The organism is Flavobacterium gillisiae (assembly GCF_900107635.1).
Lineage (GTDB): Bacteria > Bacteroidota > Bacteroidia > Flavobacteriales > Flavobacteriaceae > Flavobacterium > Flavobacterium gillisiae.
This window is the reverse complement of sequence record NZ_FNRD01000002.1, coordinates 183,034-199,122: the sequence shown is the minus strand read 5'-3', so window position 1 is coordinate 199,122 and position 16,089 is coordinate 183,034. Positions and strand designations below refer to the sequence as shown.

At 35.0% G+C, this 16,089-nt stretch carries 17 protein-coding genes; 5 read left to right on the top strand and 12 right to left on the bottom strand.

Features of this window, described 5'->3' with window-relative positions; translation table 11 throughout:
- Positions 1-84: 84 nt before the first annotated feature.
- From BLV35_RS04370 to BLV35_RS04350, 5 genes are all read right to left on the bottom strand, one after another.
- Positions 85-1,029: a DMT family transporter gene (locus BLV35_RS04370; protein ID WP_245712009.1), complete on the bottom strand. Its 945-nt coding sequence runs from the start codon at positions 1,027-1,029 to the stop codon at positions 85-87.
- Between the two features lies 1 nt (position 1,030).
- Positions 1,031-1,834: an NAD(P)-binding domain-containing protein gene (locus BLV35_RS04365; protein ID WP_091085292.1), complete on the bottom strand. Its 804-nt coding sequence runs from the start codon at positions 1,832-1,834 to the stop codon at positions 1,031-1,033.
- Positions 1,835-1,915: 81 nt separating this feature from the next.
- Complete coding sequence (locus BLV35_RS04360; protein WP_091085289.1) at positions 1,916-4,240, bottom strand: M28 family peptidase; 2,325 nt, start codon at positions 4,238-4,240, stop codon at positions 1,916-1,918.
- A 96-nt stretch (positions 4,241-4,336) separates the two neighbouring features.
- Positions 4,337-4,684 carry a hypothetical protein gene (locus tag BLV35_RS04355; RefSeq protein ID WP_091085287.1) on the bottom strand — a complete coding sequence of 116 codons (348 nt, stop codon included), beginning with the start codon at positions 4,682-4,684 and terminating at the stop codon, positions 4,337-4,339.
- Entirely contained in the window at positions 4,681-6,210 is a 1,530-nt protein-coding gene (locus BLV35_RS04350) for a carbon-nitrogen hydrolase family protein (RefSeq protein ID WP_091085284.1), read from the bottom strand. The genes BLV35_RS04355 and BLV35_RS04350 overlap by 4 nt, the downstream gene beginning before the upstream one ends.
- A 215-nt stretch (positions 6,211-6,425) precedes the next feature.
- On the opposite strand from BLV35_RS04350, the gene BLV35_RS04345 reads away from it, so the two are divergent.
- The gene (locus BLV35_RS04345) at positions 6,426-6,758 is read left to right on the top strand and encodes a single-stranded DNA-binding protein (RefSeq protein ID WP_091085281.1); all 333 of its coding nucleotides are present in this window, start codon (positions 6,426-6,428) and stop codon (positions 6,756-6,758) included.
- 102 nt (positions 6,759-6,860) lie between these two features.
- On the opposite strand, the gene BLV35_RS19245 is transcribed toward BLV35_RS04345, so the two are convergent.
- From BLV35_RS19245 to metG, 7 genes are all read right to left on the bottom strand, one after another.
- Entirely contained in the window at positions 6,861-7,025 is a 165-nt protein-coding gene (locus BLV35_RS19245) for a hypothetical protein (RefSeq protein ID WP_176980571.1), read from the bottom strand.
- 61 nt (positions 7,026-7,086) lie between these two features.
- Positions 7,087-7,590, bottom strand: a complete 504-nt coding sequence (locus BLV35_RS04340; RefSeq protein WP_091085277.1) for a ferritin — start codon at positions 7,588-7,590, stop codon at positions 7,087-7,089.
- A 38-nt stretch (positions 7,591-7,628) separates the two neighbouring features.
- Positions 7,629-8,258, bottom strand: a complete 630-nt coding sequence (locus BLV35_RS04335) for a chloramphenicol acetyltransferase (RefSeq protein WP_091085274.1) — start codon at positions 8,256-8,258, stop codon at positions 7,629-7,631.
- Between the two features lie 204 nt (positions 8,259-8,462).
- Entirely contained in the window at positions 8,463-9,719 is a 1,257-nt protein-coding gene (locus BLV35_RS04330) for an OmpA family protein (RefSeq protein ID WP_091085271.1), read from the bottom strand.
- Between the two features lie 236 nt (positions 9,720-9,955).
- Positions 9,956-10,645: an HAD family hydrolase gene (locus BLV35_RS04325; RefSeq protein ID WP_091085268.1), complete on the bottom strand. Its 690-nt coding sequence runs from the start codon at positions 10,643-10,645 to the stop codon at positions 9,956-9,958.
- A gap of 32 nt (positions 10,646-10,677) precedes the next feature.
- Positions 10,678-11,565 carry a DMT family transporter gene (locus BLV35_RS04320; protein WP_091085265.1) on the bottom strand — a complete coding sequence of 296 codons (888 nt, stop codon included), beginning with the start codon at positions 11,563-11,565 and terminating at the stop codon, positions 10,678-10,680.
- Between the two features lie 130 nt (positions 11,566-11,695).
- On the bottom strand, positions 11,696-13,753 hold the full coding sequence (gene metG / locus BLV35_RS04315) for a methionine--tRNA ligase (RefSeq protein ID WP_091085262.1): 2,058 nt from the start codon (positions 13,751-13,753) through the stop codon (positions 11,696-11,698).
- A gap of 505 nt (positions 13,754-14,258) precedes the next feature.
- Between metG and BLV35_RS04310 the strand changes: the two genes are divergently transcribed.
- The 4 genes from BLV35_RS04310 (at position 14,259) to BLV35_RS04300 (ending at position 16,008) form a co-directional block, all read left to right on the top strand.
- Positions 14,259-14,570 (top strand): hypothetical protein, encoded by a 312-nt coding sequence (locus tag BLV35_RS04310; protein WP_091085259.1) that lies wholly within the window; start codon positions 14,259-14,261, stop codon positions 14,568-14,570.
- A 14-nt stretch (positions 14,571-14,584) separates the two neighbouring features.
- Complete coding sequence (locus BLV35_RS19240; RefSeq protein WP_176980570.1) at positions 14,585-14,749, top strand: hypothetical protein; 165 nt, start codon at positions 14,585-14,587, stop codon at positions 14,747-14,749.
- Positions 14,750-15,225: 476 nt separating this feature from the next.
- Positions 15,226-15,396 carry a hypothetical protein gene (locus BLV35_RS19235; protein WP_176980569.1) on the top strand — a complete coding sequence of 57 codons (171 nt, stop codon included), beginning with the start codon at positions 15,226-15,228 and terminating at the stop codon, positions 15,394-15,396.
- 72 nt (positions 15,397-15,468) lie between these two features.
- Entirely contained in the window at positions 15,469-16,008 is a 540-nt protein-coding gene (locus BLV35_RS04300) for a DMP19 family protein (protein ID WP_091085255.1), read from the top strand.
- The last annotated feature ends 81 nt before the right edge of the window (positions 16,009-16,089 follow it).

Here is a 16,089-nt window from a genome sequence, read left to right as displayed (position 1 = left end):
GTATTAGTTATATAAAAAGAAATCCCAAGTTAGCGCTTGGGATTTTTTGTTTTATAGCTTTCGCGAAAGCGTAAAATTGATTTTTTAAACTTTATTGGCTGCTGCCAATCTCCGGGTTTTTCTAATAGAATGATTCACCATATACAAACCAAAAATTGTTATTGCGCCTCCAATTGCAATGACCATTGTTAATGATTCTCCAAAAATCACTGAGCCTAATAGGACCGCGACAATTGGGTTGATGTAGGCGTAAATACTACTGATCTCCGGTGGCAGTTTTTGTAGCATATAGATATAAGCAATAAACGTTAATACGGAACCTATAATGACCAAGTAGGCAATGGACCACCAGGAAATTGCGGGAATGGACATAATATTAACTCCTGTTCCAGTTGCACCTGTAACCGCAAAAAGGATGAAGCTTGAAAGTAACATTTGCAATCCAAGGCTAAAATAAGGATTAAAAGTAGCGGCTTTTTTCTTAGTATATAAACTTCCAAAAGCCCAACTAATCGTTGCGATAAAGGAAAGTAGAATCCCAAATCTAAAATCAGGTTGAAGGAAATCACTCATGTGATCATAGAAAATAACGCAAACACCGCTAAAACTGATTATGAGTCCCATAATTGCTAACCTTGCTAATTTTTCACCCCTGAAAAAAGTAATAATAACGATCCATAGCGGGAAGACCGCATTTAAAATGGCGCCTAACCCACTACTGATGAATTTTACGCCCCAGGTACTTAGTCCGTTACTTAAGGCAAAATTGAGAATGCTTAAAATGATAATTGTTTTCCACTGCTTTCCCTTTGGCCAAGCCTCTTTTTTGTATAAGAAAAAGGAAACGTAAAGTACCCCTCCAATAAATTGTCTAATTCCTGCAAGTTGTAATGGAGGCATATGCCTGACTCCTTCTTTTGAAGCGATCCATGTGGTTCCCCAAAAAAAACATACGCAGCATAATGCTATTATTGGCAGTCCGACAGCATTTATTCTAGTCGAAAAAGCAGCTTTTATTTTAGTTCTCACTTTATAGATTCATTATTGTAAAAGTATAACCAAGTTTGTTTACTAATTTATCAGTTAAAATTGTTTTTCCAACCGAGGGCTCATCGTGTTTGAACGTAGGCGGAACTAAATTTAGTTCCAATGCTTTTTGGGTATAATATACTTCTCGCGAAGGGTGCACTGGAGTAGCCGCATTATAAGTTTCTCCCCAGGAATTCTTTTCAATTATTTTAAGGATAATACCAATGCAGTCTGCTTGATGGATTAAATTAATAGGGGCATCAGGGTTATCCATGTTCTCTCGACCTGCAATAAATTTAATTGGATTTCTATCTTCTCCAATCAAACCTCCAAAACGAAGTATGGTAGTTTTAAAACAACTGTTGCGATGTAAAAGACCTTCCACTATGGCTAATTGTTTTCCGCCTTCACAATCAGGGTTTAATGGGGTTTCTTCGGTTACTTGATCATTAGCATCGCCATAAACGGAGGTTGAACTAATGAAAATCACATTTTCAATTGTTGATTTTTCGATAAAAGGGATTAAAGCCTCAATTTTACTGACAAAGTTTTCTTTGTTAGTTCCTCTTAATTTGGGCGGAATATCAATGATCAGAATTGAGCTGTCTTTCAAGAAATCTTCTATCGCACCTGTAATCCCATCGGTTTCGATTGAAATTAAAAAGGGATGAATTCCGGCCTTTTCTAATTTAGAAATCTTATCTGTGGAAGTCGTAGTACCATTTACACGAAAGCCTTTTTCTAATAAAGCTTCCGCCAAAGGGAATCCTAGCCATCCACAACCTAAAACGCTGATGTTTTTCATTTTGATATTCTATTTTAAAGAAATGTAAATAGCATTGCAATTTGCGTTAGTACAAATCGACTGCTGCAAATTTCAATAAAATTATCTGACTTTGGCAGTATCAGTCGCAATTATTATTCTTTCTTTTTTGAGGGGAACAGAAGGTAGTGCAACAATAGGTGTTTCAATTGCTTTTGGTGTTGGTTTAATTCTTTGTGCGATAACCACCGCATCTGTTAGGACAAAAGGAGTTGGCATCATCCAAGAAGCTCTTTTTGTAATTGCAAACAATGGGTTTCGCATTAAATCAAATGATGATTCCATCAATTCCATATCAAATACAGATCCTGAATTGATGTTGAATTCCATTTCTAAAGGCGCGTTGTCCACTACGTAATAACTTAATAGTTTCTTTCCTTTTCGGGCAAATTGAGTTCCATTTTGATTGATGTGAGTAGCTCCATTTGCTTTTAAATCATAGAATTCCATTTTATTATTGGCAAAAATATCATAACGGTTTACAGCTCGGTTGGGAGAAATTCTAATTTTCAAATACCTTTTGTTTCCGGCAATACTATCTGTTAAGAATGCGGCAGTGGGTTTTTGAAGTTCTTTTTTTGGAGCGTCGGCCGCATAAGTGAAACCAGAATTGTATTTGCTGAACAATGGGGTTTGATTCAAAGCTTTAGCGGGTTTTGGGTTTTCACCCAAATATTCTTTGGTCCAAGAATCAAGATTCACATCATAAGTCGCCCAACTAGCTTTATCGGTATCGGCATTGTAGAGGTACAACAAACTGTTTGATTTTGCCTTTCCTAGTTCATAACCTGATTCGTAATGTGCTTTCGCAAAAAAGCCAATAGAGAGCATTAAAAAAAGAAAGGACCACAATCCTTTTTTAGTAAAATGACCAAAAGTAGGCAGCAATAATCCAAAGGTTAAAACAGTAAGAATAGCACTTCCAAACAAGACTTTTAAGCCCAAGCCTATTGGGAACATTTGTATAAATGGAACTAATAAGAGCAATGCAGGAATGCTTAAAATAAGATTAAGTGTTTTATTGTTCTTTTGAGTGATTATGTAGTAACCAAATAGGAATAATCCGAAATAAACAGGAATGATTAGAAATCCGGCACCTTTTAAATAAATAGCCAATAATCCATTAATAACTAACCAAATAAATAAAGGAGCGACATACTGATTTATAGCTGCTTTTTTAGATGAAAGAAGCTGATAAAAAAATAGGGTTATTGCTAAAGCTAGTAATACAAAAGCAGCAATGTAGGCATGTCCATTGTAGGTAAATCCATTTAATAGATCGTTATACTGCGGATATAGTTTGAGTAATCCTTTCCAACCGAAAAAAGTAATCAGTCCGGTTAAAATTAGGGAACCTAAAAATGGTATAAATCCTCTCGCAACTCTTTGAATCGTTAGTATTTTTTTACCAATTCCGATAAAAACTAAAAATAGAAATAGTACAAATGCTATAATAACCATTGGTAAAACCCAACTAAAAGGATAGCTTACAAATGTAAAAGGAATGGTAAAGTAGACATAATCTTCAGTTGATTTCGTGGTGTTCAAATTAGCATTCGAAAAATAACTCAACAAAGGCATTAAGTACGTTCCTTGGTGTGCTAAGGTATTTTTGTTTAAATGACTGATGTCATCTTGGGCGGTATGGTAGTTATAATGGTCATCGATAAACGCAAAGTTATACCCTTGAATACTTTTTTGTTCTCTAAAAACGGTTAAGTCAGTATCATTAGGCAGCATTTTATAAATACTGTACATTAATGAATTTGATACTGGAAAAGGCGTTTCTGCAGCTGCAAATTCTTTTACCATACCCGCATTTCCACCATTTGTTTCCATTAACATGTAGCTTGGACCAGAAGTACCTCGGGCTTCGAAATTAAGTACAAGTCCCACTTCTTTTGCCCAATTGTGTTGTGTTACAAAAAGTGCTGCTCCATTTAACCCTAATTCTTCTGCATCCGAAAATAGGATGATAATATCATTTTTATGTGGCTTTTTAGTATACAAAAATGCACGAACACTTTCTAAGATTGTTGCCACTCCAGAGCCGGCATCGCTTGCGCCATGTGAGTAGGAATGTGGGGCGCTGTCGTAATGAGAAAGCAGTAGCAACGCTTTGGAATTATTAGAAGTCCCATTTATTCGAGCCAAAATATTTTTTGATTTCACTAAATTCCCCCATTCTGTCAAAGTGTAACCTTCCTGGATTGAGGTTGTCAGCCCTAACTTTTGTAGTTCTTTTTGTAGATAAGCGGCAACCTGATCATGGTTTTGAGAACCAACATAATGAGGTTGTTTCGAAATTGCTTCTACTTTTCCTAATGCCCTTTCCGTTGAAAATTCAGAAAGCGGTACTTTCTTGTCTGAGGTCCACTGCGGCATCATCGTAAGAAAAAGTATGGCCAGAATTACTAGAATAAATATAACTGCAAAAAGGGAGGAAAAGCTTCTTTTCATATTTCGGAAATTGGGGGTGTGGTATTAAATATCTTTTTTGACTAACATATAGTAATCATTGTCGAGTAGCATATAGCCTTGATCATAAAGGAAATAGTAGGTATTCCCAGTTTTAGTGTTCAATATGTTAGTGAAAAAATCAAAATCAAAACCCTTGCTAAAAAGTTTAGCTCGGGTTGTTTTTGATTTTCCTTCGGTGTTAAGTTCGGATAGAATACGATAATTCTTGCGCAACTTGTTGTTGATGTTGCGCATGTAATTATTACTGTCTTTGTTGATTTTGTTATTATAGGCGTTACGACAACCGTCACTACAGAATTTTTTGTCCTCACGACCTACAATTTTCTCACCGCATTCTAAACAATTTTTCATGATTTTAATTTTTTCAAACTATATAAATCGTGTCTTCTGTCTTTCATTGTATTTACACTTCCGTGTTCGTGCAATTCTTTCAGCAAGTTAATATCGACATCTACAATCAAAGTCATTTCAGTATTTGGTGTTGCTTCAGCTTTGATTCCGTTACTAGGAAACGCGAAATCAGAAGGGGTATAAACAGCCGCTTGCGCATACTGAATATCCATATTGTTTACTTTTGGTAAATTCCCAACACAACCGGCAATGGCCACATAACATTCGTTTTCAATGGCTCTTGCTTGAGCGCAATGTTTTACACGTGTATATCCATTTTGAGTATCTGTTAAGAAAGGAACGAATAGGATATTCATACCTTGATCTGCCATTAGACGGGAAAGCTCTGGAAACTCTACATCATAACAAATCATAATCCCTATTTTTCCGCAATCGGTATCAAAAGTCTGGATAGTGTCTCCACCTGTTATTCCCCAGTGAAAAACTTCGTTTGGCGTAATATGAATTTTACGATACATTTCATTCGTACCGTCACGTTTGCAAAGGAAGCCTACGTTGTATACGTGTTCATTTTCAATAAAAGGCATGCTTCCTGTGATGATATTGATATTGTAGGAAATAGCGAATTCTTGAAATTTCAACTTTACGGCTTCGGTATGTTTGGCTAATTCTCTGATCGCTTCTGCTTCAGATAAATGATTGAAATCAGCCATCAAAGGTGCAGTGAAGAATTCTGGGAAAAGGGCAAAATCACTACCGTAGCCAGAAACGGTGTCAATAAAAAATTCGGCTTGGTCAAAAAGGGCGTCTAAATTAGCTAATGAACGCATTTGCCATTGGATCAATCCAAGTCTTACGATGCTTTTTGTAGTGTTAATTAATTTTGGGCTATCATCATAGTAAATATTATTCCATTCTAATAAAACGGCATATTCTAACGATTCGGTGTCTCCCTCTAAATAATTTTTAAGCACTCGAAGTTCATGGAAATCATTGCTTAGCTGAAAAGATAAAACAGGATCATAAATTTCCTTTTTCTTTACTTTCTCGATGTAAATTTTAGGAGTAATTTCGTCTTTAAATTTGCCATAATTGGGAATTCTTCCAGCAAATATGATGGATTTCAAATTTAATTGCTCGCATAATTCTTTTCTAACATCATATAAACGACGACCCAATCGAAGTCCGCGGTATTGAGGATTGATAAAAACGTCAATTCCGTATAACACTTCTCCTTCAGGGTTGTGAGTTGAAAATGAAAAGTTTCCTGTAATTGCTTTATAAGAACGTGTTTTAAAAGCGAAATCTTCTGTAACCAGCAAGGATAGTGCCGAACCAACTACAATTCCATCTACTACAATTACCAATTGTCCTTCAGGAAATTTATTTAATAAAAGTTCTATTTGATCTTCTTTCCAAAATGATTCTGCCATTTCTGGATAAGATTGAATCATCGATTTTTTTAATTCTTTATAATCTTCAATTTGTAAGTTACGTAACTCAATTGATTTAATAGTTGCAGGCATAAATAGGTTTTAATTTCTGCTAAGATAGTAAAAATAGTATCCGTTTACAAACGATTACAAGTATTTACAACCGAAAGTAATTGAACGTTAACCGAATAAATTTTTAAAAGCATCTAATCTTTGCAATGTCGAAATCAAACAACAATGATTTCAATACTATAAACCACAAAAAATCTGAAACGAGTTCAGATTAAAACATTTAAATTTTACACGCCATGAATGCATTAAGAAACAAAGTACAGTTAATCGGACATTTAGGAAGCGACCCAGAAATCAAAAATTTTGATGGAGGGAAAAAATTAGCCAATTTTACATTAGCCACTAATGAGAGCTACAAAAATGACAAAGGAGAAAAAGTAGAGGAAACACAATGGCATCGACTAATTGCCTGGGGGAAAACGGCAGATATTATTGAGAAATTTGTCACTAAGGGTAAAGAAATCGCAATAGAAGGGAAGTTAACTCACCGAAGCTATGACGATAAAAACGGGGAGAAGCGCTATGTTACTGAGGTAGTCGTAACAGAAGTCCTTTTGTTAGGAAAGTAGCCTTAAATAAAGTAAAAATAAGTCCCGGTTTGCAGTGTTTTATAGACTTGCAAATCGGGACTTTTTTATATTGTAATAAACAAAGTCTATTTGTAGTCTTTGTTAATCCTTAGGCAAATCAAATCTAGGACATCGTTTGCATCTTTTGTCTTCTCCTTTTTTATATTTTTCACAGCATTCGGACTTAAGACCTTTTACACTCTTGCCGTTTTCAAGGAGTTTTTTTTTATCCTTTTTGGATTCTTTATTTTTTTTCTTTTTACTCAATTTGTAAAAAATTATAACCGAAATAAAGGTGCCTTGTTATATATATTCCAAATAGTGTTTGCTATTTGGATCCCTTTACATTTGGTTGTTGAATGTCTCTGTCAAATAAGTATAAACCTCCTTTATCATCGCCTATCAGGTGGATCTTATCTAAGATGTTTTTTGCTTGTGCTTCTTCTTCAATTTGTTCTGCGACGAACCATTGTAAAAAGTTGTGCGAAGCATAATCCTTTTCCGTAAGGGCAATATGAACCAGTTCATTTATGGCATTGGAAACAAAAACTTCATGTTTATACAGTTCTTCAAACATTTCCTGAAATGTTTCGTAATTCGTTTTTGGCGCTTTTAATTCGGTTACTTGAGCATGACCTCCGCGTTCGTTTATAAACTTCATTACCTTAAGCATATGGACGCGTTCTTCATCCGATTGAGCATACATGAATTTGGAAATTCCTTCTAAACCATGAGTCTCAGACCAAGATGCCATAGAAAGATAGATTTGTGAAGATTCGGCTTCGATATGGACCTGTTTGTTAAGCGCTGTTTCAATGTTTTTAGATAGCATAATAAAGTGTTTCTTGTAAAGTTACAAAAAAGCGACTACTACTGATTCATGATTTCTTGAAAATAATCTACAAATTTTCCTAAATGTAAGCCGTCCATTAATCCGTGGTGTACATGAATAGACATCGGCATGGTTCTTTTTCCATTTTCAGAAACTGTCATTTTACCAAAAGAGATTTTGGGGCAGCTATCAGGAAAAGTATAACTTCTAGCATGTGATAAGGAAGTAAAGTTTATCCATGGTATTGCCGAAAAGTGAATTACATTATCATTTTCAAATGTTCGTGTAAAAATGCCGGTAGTGCTTTGGATACGTTCAATTTCGGTTAAAGCATTTTTTTTAAAGAGGTCAAAGTCGGGGTTGTATTGGATTAATGAGAAACCAAAAGTACCATCGTCACGTCCTATTGTAGCTGAACCGTCAATGCGATCACAAATGTATATTTTGTCCTCTGAAATTCGATAGCGAAAAGGCTCATTGGTATTGACTGCAACTAATGTTTTGTGTAGATAATATATGAAAAAGGACGCTCCTAGCGTTTTTGATTTTGTATAGGCATTTGTACAGTCGATTTGTACAGTAGCGCCAAAGAATGGTTCTTCAAATTGTCTAAAAAAATGGAAATGCTCCTTACGGGGCCAATTGTCAAGATCTAATAGTGTTTTCAAGGCTTTCGTTACTTTATTTATTCTTCAAAAGTACAGCTATTCTTTTAATTTGTCAATTGACTGCTGAAGTAAATAAGGATTCTGATAATAGTGTTGGGACTATTTTTTGTGTTTAATAAAATAGTAGGGTAGGTCAAAAATTGGGGTATAAAAAAAGCCCTAAAAGGAATTCCTTTTAGGGCTTTTGTATAATCTAAGAATAAATTATTTTATTCTGAAAGTAACTTTTCTAACTAATTTTCTAGCACCTTCTGAATCTTTTTCAACTGAAGTATCTTCACCTGCAGCAATTACATTCAATCTTGAAGCATCAATATTAGCTTTCATTAAAATCTTTTTAACGTTAGCAGCTCTTGCATTAGACAATTTGTCATTGTAAGCAGTTCTTCCTAATTCGTCAGCATGACCAATAATGTCAACAGATGCAGTAGGATTGTTTCTTAAGTAAGTTAAGATGAAATCAATACCTTCAGTAGAAACTGTTGTTGGATTAGTTTTGTCAAAATCAAAGTAAGTAGCTACATAACCACCGTTGATTAAGCTTTTAATCAATTCGTTATTAGTTACAGTAGATTTATCACTTTTGTTAACGTAGTTTGCTAATAAATAGTTTTCTAATTCGTCAGGAACGTTATTGTTGTTTAAATCAATAGCTCTACCTTTAGAATCAACCATCACACCAGAAACTGTGTTTTTCTCTAGATCTAAATAATCTGCAACACCATCTTGATCAGTATCTATTAACATAGTTTCAAGATTGTCAACTCTTTCTGTTAAAGCTAATACATCTTTATCGATAAGAGTTACCCAGTCAGCATGTTTAGCATTTTTACCTAAGTAAACTGTTAAACCTACAGTACCATTAAAAAGAACTCCACCAAATCCTGGTGAACCAATAGGACTTCCTCCGTCAAAGGCAACATTTTGTTTTGCATTAAGGATAGTTGTGAAATCTCCTGTTAAAGCGATTCTGTCAGATAATTTAATTTGCCCAGTTACACCAGCCATGAAATTACCCATTCTGTCTTTTACATAAGTAGGATTTTCTCTTTCTAAAAATGATAAACCAAAACCAGTATGAGCTAATAAACCAATTGAATTAGTCCAAGTTTCGAAATTCATGATTCTTCCTAAGTTAGCTACAGCTTGTAAATCTGCTCTGTAGTATTTTGAATTAAAACTTTTTGAATCGTCACCTTCTGTAAAGCTATTGTATCCAAAGTCTGCTTTAATACCAAATTTGTTGTTAAACATGTATCTAACTCCTAAATCAGCAACATAAGGACTTACTACTGCAGTTCTTGTACCTGCACTCATAGGTCTCATAGGTTTGTTCAAACCACCAGCTACTTCAACTGACCATTTATTAAATTCAGGATTAATCGTTTTTACAGGCTCTGTTTGAGCTGATAATGTTGCGAATGCCGAAGCAAAAACCAACGTAAGTATTACTTTTTTCATTGTTTTCCTATTTATTAGAATTAGTGCAAAAGTAAGACTTTATGTTTAATAAGAATTTTCGAACAGTAAATTATGTAAAAATTAAAATAAATTACATAAAAAAAAGGGAAAAATGAAAAATTATAGGTCTTCTATTGCATATTTATTAAGATAATATACGGTTTTCGATGTGATTCTATTTTGTAATTTGAAAGACATTGGATTAAAAACCAGTTTTTTAGTAGGAAAAATGCATGCTATTGCAATTGTTTTAGTACATCAGTTATTTTTTCATACGCCATGAAATTTTCATGCACTATTTTGTAGTCAATTTTTTCGTGCGCCCAAGTCGTATGAAATGGAATATGTACAGCATGTCCTCCAATAGCCAGAACCGGCAAAACATCTGATTTAAGTGAGTTGCCAATCATGAAAAATTCTTCTGGTTGTATTTCCAATCGTCTAATCAAGTCGGTATAATCAATCTCCTGTTTGTCAGACATCACTTCAATATGATGGAAATACTTTCCTAATCCCGAATTGTGCAATTTTCTACGTTGATCTAATAAATCTCCTTTGGTGGCTACAACGAGCTTATATTTTCCGTTCAAAGCTTCAAGCGTTTCTTCTACACCTTCTAGTAACACGATGGGTTTCTCCGTTAGTTCCTTTCCGTATTGAATAATTCGTTCAATGACTTCAATAGGAATAGTATTATTCGAAATTTTCATTGCCGCTTCAATCATCGAAAGGATATAGCCTTTGATGCCGTAACCATACAATTTTAAATTATCAATTTCGATCTTGAATAGTTCTTTTGAAATTCCCTGGTGGGATAGATAATCGCTCATTAAACTACAGAATTTCTCTTCTGTTTCAGCAAAATAGGTTTCGTTGATGAATAAGGTGTCGTCTGCATCAAATGCAATTACTTTTAAATTTTTCATTTTATTTTTTTAGTAGTAAGAAGGAATCCTTCTTAGTGTTTTTTTACTATATTTTTTATAGAAAGGGTTTTGGTGTAAAAGGTAATTCGGATACCTAAAAGTAAAATAAGACCACCAATAATCATATTTAAGGTAATTTTTTCATCCAGAAACAACCAAGCCAAAATGGATGTAATAACCGCCTGTCCTAATAAACTTAACGATACGCGGGTAGGGCGCATGCTTTGCGTCGCATAACTAATCGATAGCCAAGCCATTAATTGACATACTACCGCCTGAATAAGTAGAACGAACCAACCCGCATCTGAAAAACCAGAAAAAGGTTCGTTCATCACGATGCATACTATCGCTAAATATACGGTGGACGCCATTAAACTGATGGTCATAAACGATAGCACATCCATTTGAGAAAGTGCTTTTTTACTCACTAATAAATAAATAGAGTAAAATATCCCTGATAATACGGCGAGAATAAAAGCGTTGTCAAAATCCAATTCTAGAAAAAATTTGAACCCCACTAACATCGCCATGCCAAATAATGCCACCGTCGTTCCAATCCAAAAATTAGTTGCCGGTTTGGTTTTTAGAAAAACATATGAAATAATACCAACCCAAAGAGGAGATAAATTAGTTAATAAAGAGGCTTGAGTCGCACTTGATTCTTGAATAGCAATATTCCAAACCGCAACATCTGAAGCGAATAATACCCCGCAGAGTATCGCCAGGATTAAAATGCTAGTTTTTGGGAGTGTAAACTTTTTTGTAATCAGTACATAAGGTAAAAGCAAGGAAAAGGCAATAGCCATTCTGTAGAACGCAGAAATCAATCCCGGGGTTAGCCTGAGTTTGACTAATATTGGAAAAATAGAAATACAAAGTATTCCGAAAGCGAGTGCTAATCTAGGTTTTGCGTTGGTCATTTTCCCTGTCGTATGTAAATACAAATTGCCACGATTTAACTCTGGCAATTAGCATGTTTTTTTTTACCACAAATTCGCAAATTGTTTTCTCTATTATTGAAATGAAAATTTGCGAATTTGCGGTTGCTACTTAATTTATTGTCTCTCCATTCGCCGCTTCAGTATCTGGATTTACAAAAACTAATTTACCTTCAGCATTGGTGGTCATCAAAATCATTCCTTGACTTTCAACACCACGTAAGTTTCTTGGAGCTAGATTTACTAAAACAGTTACTTTTTTTCCAATGATATCTTCGGGTTTAAAACTCTCTGCAATTCCCGAAACTATCGTACGAACATCAATTCCAGTATCTACTTTCAAAATCAAAAGCTTGTTTGCTTTTGGCATTTTCTCTGCTTCTAGAATGGTTCCTACACGCAAATCCATTTTTGAGAAATCGTCAAACTGAATCGCGTCTTTTTGAGGTTCTACTTTTTTATTTTCGGCAATGTTGGCTGTTTTTGTAGCTTCCAATTTGTCTATTTGTTTCTGAATTTCCTCGTCTTCAATTTTGGCAAAAAGCAATTCTGCTTCTCCAATTTGGTGACCTGCAACAATCAAATCAGAAGTTTCTGAAATGGTAGCCCAAGATAACGGAGATTCGATTTTTAATATTCTTGATAATTTAGTCGCTGTAAACGGCAAGAACGGTTCGCAAAGGGCACTCAAAGCAGCTGCAATTTGAAGCGCCACATACATTTGTGTTTGTACGCGCTCTGGATTGTCTTTGATTACTTTCCAAGGCTCTTCGTCAGCTAAATATTTATTTCCTAAACGCGCTACATTCATCAATTCTCCTAATGCCTCTCTAAATCTATATCTTTCAACAGAGCTTGAAATCACAGCTGGATAGGCTTTTAGTTCTGTTAAAGTTGCTTCGTCAACCTCATAGAATTCATTCGGTGAAGGAACAACGCCATTGTAATATTTATTGGTTAAAACCACCACACGATTAATGAAATTACCATAAATAGCAACCAACTCATTGTTGTTTCTCGCCTGAAAATCTTTCCAAGTAAAATCGTTGTCTTTAGTTTCTGGTGCGTTTGATGTCAATGCATAACGCAAAACATCTTGCTGACCTGGAAATTCTTCCAAGTATTCGTGCAACCAAACCGCCCAGTTTTTAGACGTAGACAATTTATTTCCTTCCAAGTTCAAGAACTCATTTGCAGGCACATTGTCTGGCAAAATATAACTTCCTTCGGCTTTTAACATCGCTGGGAAAATGATACAGTGAAAAACTATATTGTCTTTCCCGATAAAATGAACCAACTTCGTGTCTTGATCTTTCCAGTACGGTTCCCATTCTTTTCCTTCGCGCAAAGCCCATTCTTTAGTAGCCGAAATGTACCCAATTGGTGCATCAAACCACACATATAATTTTTTTCCTTCAGCACCTTCAACGGGAACATCAATTCCCCAATCTAAGTCACGCGTTACTGCACGAGGCTCTAGTCCGCCATCAATCCACGATTTTACTTGTCCGTAAACATTGGGTTTCCAGTCGTTTTTATGTCCAACTAAGATCCACTCTTTCAAGAAATCTTCGTAGCGATCCAAAGGTAAAAACCAGTGTTTCGTAGATTTCATGATAGGAGTTTCTCCAGTAATAGTCGATTTTGGGTTGATTAAATCCGTAGCGTTTAGAGTCGATCCACATTTTTCACATTGATCTCCGTAGGCTTCTTCGTTACCACATTTTGGACAAGTACCAATTACAAAGCGGTCAGCCAAAAATTGATCTGCTTTGGCATCATATAATTGCTCAGTAACTTGCTCGATAAAATCTCCTTTTTCGTATAAAGTTCTAAAAAATTCCGAAGCCGTATCATGATGTATCTTAGCTGAAGTTCGAGAATAGTTGTCAAACGAAATTCCGAAGTCAATAAACGATTTACGGATAATTCCATCGTATTTATCGATTACTTCTTGAGGAGTGATACCTTCTTTTTTGGCTTTCATCGAAATAGCAACACCGTGCTCGTCGCTTCCGCAAACAAACAAAACGTCTCTTCCTTGCAATCTCAGGTAACGGGAATAAATATCAGAAGGCACGTAAACTCCCGCCAAATGGCCAATGTGAATTGGGCCGTTCGTGTAAGGCAATGCTGCTGTAATCGTATATCTTTTTGGATTCTGTGTCATGACTCTATTTAATTGGCTGCAAAAATAAGGAATAGAATCGAGAGTCCGGATGCTTCGAGATGGTTTTTATTAGGAGCAATTTCCTGCTATTCGCTATATCTTTTTATGGTCTCGTTCTAAAAAACGAGACCATAAAAAGGATGTTGCTTCTATCAGGGCTAGGGATTTGTGGTTTTTACAACACTTTTTTACAAACTTGTCATTCTGACGAAGGAAGAATCTCTTCAAGTAGATCAAGCTTTGTGAATTAATTATGTGGCTCCTCCTTCGTCATAAAGACACTGTCGCGGAAAGACAATATAATAGAACCATTTTATTGGTAAGTTAAAATCGCAACTTATTGATGCTTAATTCATCTATTGAAATAATACTTGTCAAAGGAAGTAGGTAATTTTTCATAACTTTGATGTAGCTAGCCAACAGGATTCAAGGTGAAGAAAAAGAGTATTATGTAAACCATAGTTTTTAATAGCTGAGATAGTAATTTAGATTAAATATAGGCCTTATGAATAAATCATACATAACGTGTTTAGAGTGTGGTACTGTTAATTTAAATAATGAGTATTGCAGTAATTGCGGTGCTTTATTAGATGTAGTTTTAAAGCGAAAACTTGAAAGAGAGAAAAAGACGCAGGACAAAATCAAACAAAAAATTGATAAAGAGCCTAGTAAAATTGAACTGTTTTTAAAAAACGGCGTAGAACACCCCAACATGATACTGCGAACTCTTTTTCAAACGGGTTATTATATCTGGCTTTTCTTTGCGGTAGTCATTGGAGGACTTATTTCGCTGGTTATAGCAGCTGCAGCGGGGTAAATAAAAAAATAAAAATGAAAATATCGAACCAAAATCGCCATGTTTCTTTTTTTAAAAGACAGGCGAAGAGTAAAAATTTATTTTTGAGAATCTTCACTAAAACGTTTGATTCGTCGTGGGGAATTGGAGCACTTTTAGCTGCTATTTCAGCTTGGACAGCGAGTATTCTGTATGTTTAGAAGAGTTGTTTATGTAGTAATGTTGTTCACTGCTCTGACAATTTATCTGATGCAGCGGTTGAGCATGCCATTACCTTCCTTGATTAATAACTATCTTAATGATTTACTTTGTCTTCCTCTATTGCTGGGCGCAATGACGTTCGTAATCCGACTTCTTAAGAAAGATAGGTCCTTTCAATTCTCCATTGGGTTTGTCATTTTTTTGGCATGCTACTATTCTTTTTATTTCGAATATTATCTTCCAAGAGTTAATCCAAGATACACTGCAGACGGGATCGATGTTGTTTTATATTTTTTAGGCGGAATTCTTTTCTACTTTATTGAAAAGAAGAAAAGTACTAAACTTTCGTGACAGTAGTTTTATGAATAAATTAAAGTTAATTCATACTAGTGTTCGCGCAATCGGTTAGATTTTAGTTCGTTCTTGTTTTCTGTTCACTTATATTTGTAACCATTATTTAAGAAGATTTTATATCATGGCAAAAGGACCCGAAAAAAATACTAAAAACAAGGCTTTGCATACCAAATTGCTAAATCGAAAAAACGCCAAACTTCAAGAAGAAAAAAAAGAAAAAGCATTACGCTTGAAAGCTTTGGTTGCGAAAATGAATCAGAAGAAAAATAGTGAGGATTCTGATTCTAAATAAACTTTTACTTGAGTTGTTATCCTTCATTATTTTACACGAAATTTGCACACAAATCTTTAAAAACAAATCCACATGGAATTCGGTAAAATCATTATCTCAGAAACCGCAGCAGCTAGCGAAAACCCTCAAGACGTTATCAACTCTAATATTTCGGTGATTAACCTAATGCGCGAGGAAAAAATTGACGATGATTTGATTCACGAAGACGCATTGATGAGTTATTATTTAGATTATTATACTTCTCAATATACTGAAGGCAACTTTGCCCAATTTGTATACAATTCAAAATGGAACACCGAATTAAACGAATTGATAGAAGAAGGTTTGCAATTGTTGGGAGCCGAAAAGCATTTGGAATTATTCCAACAGCAATGCAAGAAAGTCAAATTGATGAGTAGTGTCAAACGCGATAAATTTTTCAAAGGAAAACTAGAAGGGGTAAACCCAGTTAGAGATTTAATGAACAACGATACTTTTTTCGAAATAGAAGAAAATTTGGTTCAGCTAAATGCTGAATTTTTAAAATCCCATCCTGACCTAGAAGTACTTTCTGTAGATGATATGTTTGCTGCACTAGAGGAATTTGTAGGACATGAGATAAAGAGAGCATAGCTATTCACAAAGATACGCTAAGATAAAACACACAGAGATGCGCAAAGAGTTTATCAACTTTGCGATACTCTGAGTGTGTTT

Excerpts from the sequence above, each read along its gene's own strand:
- metG (WP_091085262.1), bottom strand. The coding sequence starts at position 13,753 with ATGACACAGAATCCAAAAAGATATACGATTACAGCAGCATTGCCTTAC.
- BLV35_RS04340 (WP_091085277.1), bottom strand. The coding sequence starts at position 7,590 with ATGCTATCTAAAAACATTGAAACAGCGCTTAACAAACAGGTCCATATC.
- BLV35_RS04320 (WP_091085265.1), bottom strand. The coding sequence starts at position 11,565 with ATGACCAACGCAAAACCTAGATTAGCACTCGCTTTCGGAATACTTTGT.
- BLV35_RS04330 (WP_091085271.1), bottom strand. The coding sequence starts at position 9,719 with ATGAAAAAAGTAATACTTACGTTGGTTTTTGCTTCGGCATTCGCAACA.
- BLV35_RS04350 (WP_091085284.1), bottom strand. The coding sequence starts at position 6,210 with ATGCCTGCAACTATTAAATCAATTGAGTTACGTAACTTACAAATTGAA.
- BLV35_RS04310 (WP_091085259.1), top strand. The coding sequence starts at position 14,259 with ATGAATAAATCATACATAACGTGTTTAGAGTGTGGTACTGTTAATTTA.
- BLV35_RS04365 (WP_091085292.1), bottom strand. The coding sequence starts at position 1,834 with ATGAAAAACATCAGCGTTTTAGGTTGTGGATGGCTAGGATTCCCTTTG.
- BLV35_RS04300 (WP_091085255.1), top strand. The coding sequence starts at position 15,469 with ATGGAATTCGGTAAAATCATTATCTCAGAAACCGCAGCAGCTAGCGAA.
- BLV35_RS04345 (WP_091085281.1), top strand. The coding sequence starts at position 6,426 with ATGAATGCATTAAGAAACAAAGTACAGTTAATCGGACATTTAGGAAGC.
- BLV35_RS04360 (WP_091085289.1), bottom strand. The coding sequence starts at position 4,240 with ATGATGCCGCAGTGGACCTCAGACAAGAAAGTACCGCTTTCTGAATTT.
- BLV35_RS04355 (WP_091085287.1), bottom strand. The coding sequence starts at position 4,684 with ATGAAAAATTGTTTAGAATGCGGTGAGAAAATTGTAGGTCGTGAGGAC.
- BLV35_RS19240 (WP_176980570.1), top strand. The coding sequence starts at position 14,585 with ATGAAAATATCGAACCAAAATCGCCATGTTTCTTTTTTTAAAAGACAG.
- BLV35_RS04325 (WP_091085268.1), bottom strand. The coding sequence starts at position 10,645 with ATGAAAAATTTAAAAGTAATTGCATTTGATGCAGACGACACCTTATTC.
- BLV35_RS19235 (WP_176980569.1), top strand. The coding sequence starts at position 15,226 with ATGGCAAAAGGACCCGAAAAAAATACTAAAAACAAGGCTTTGCATACC.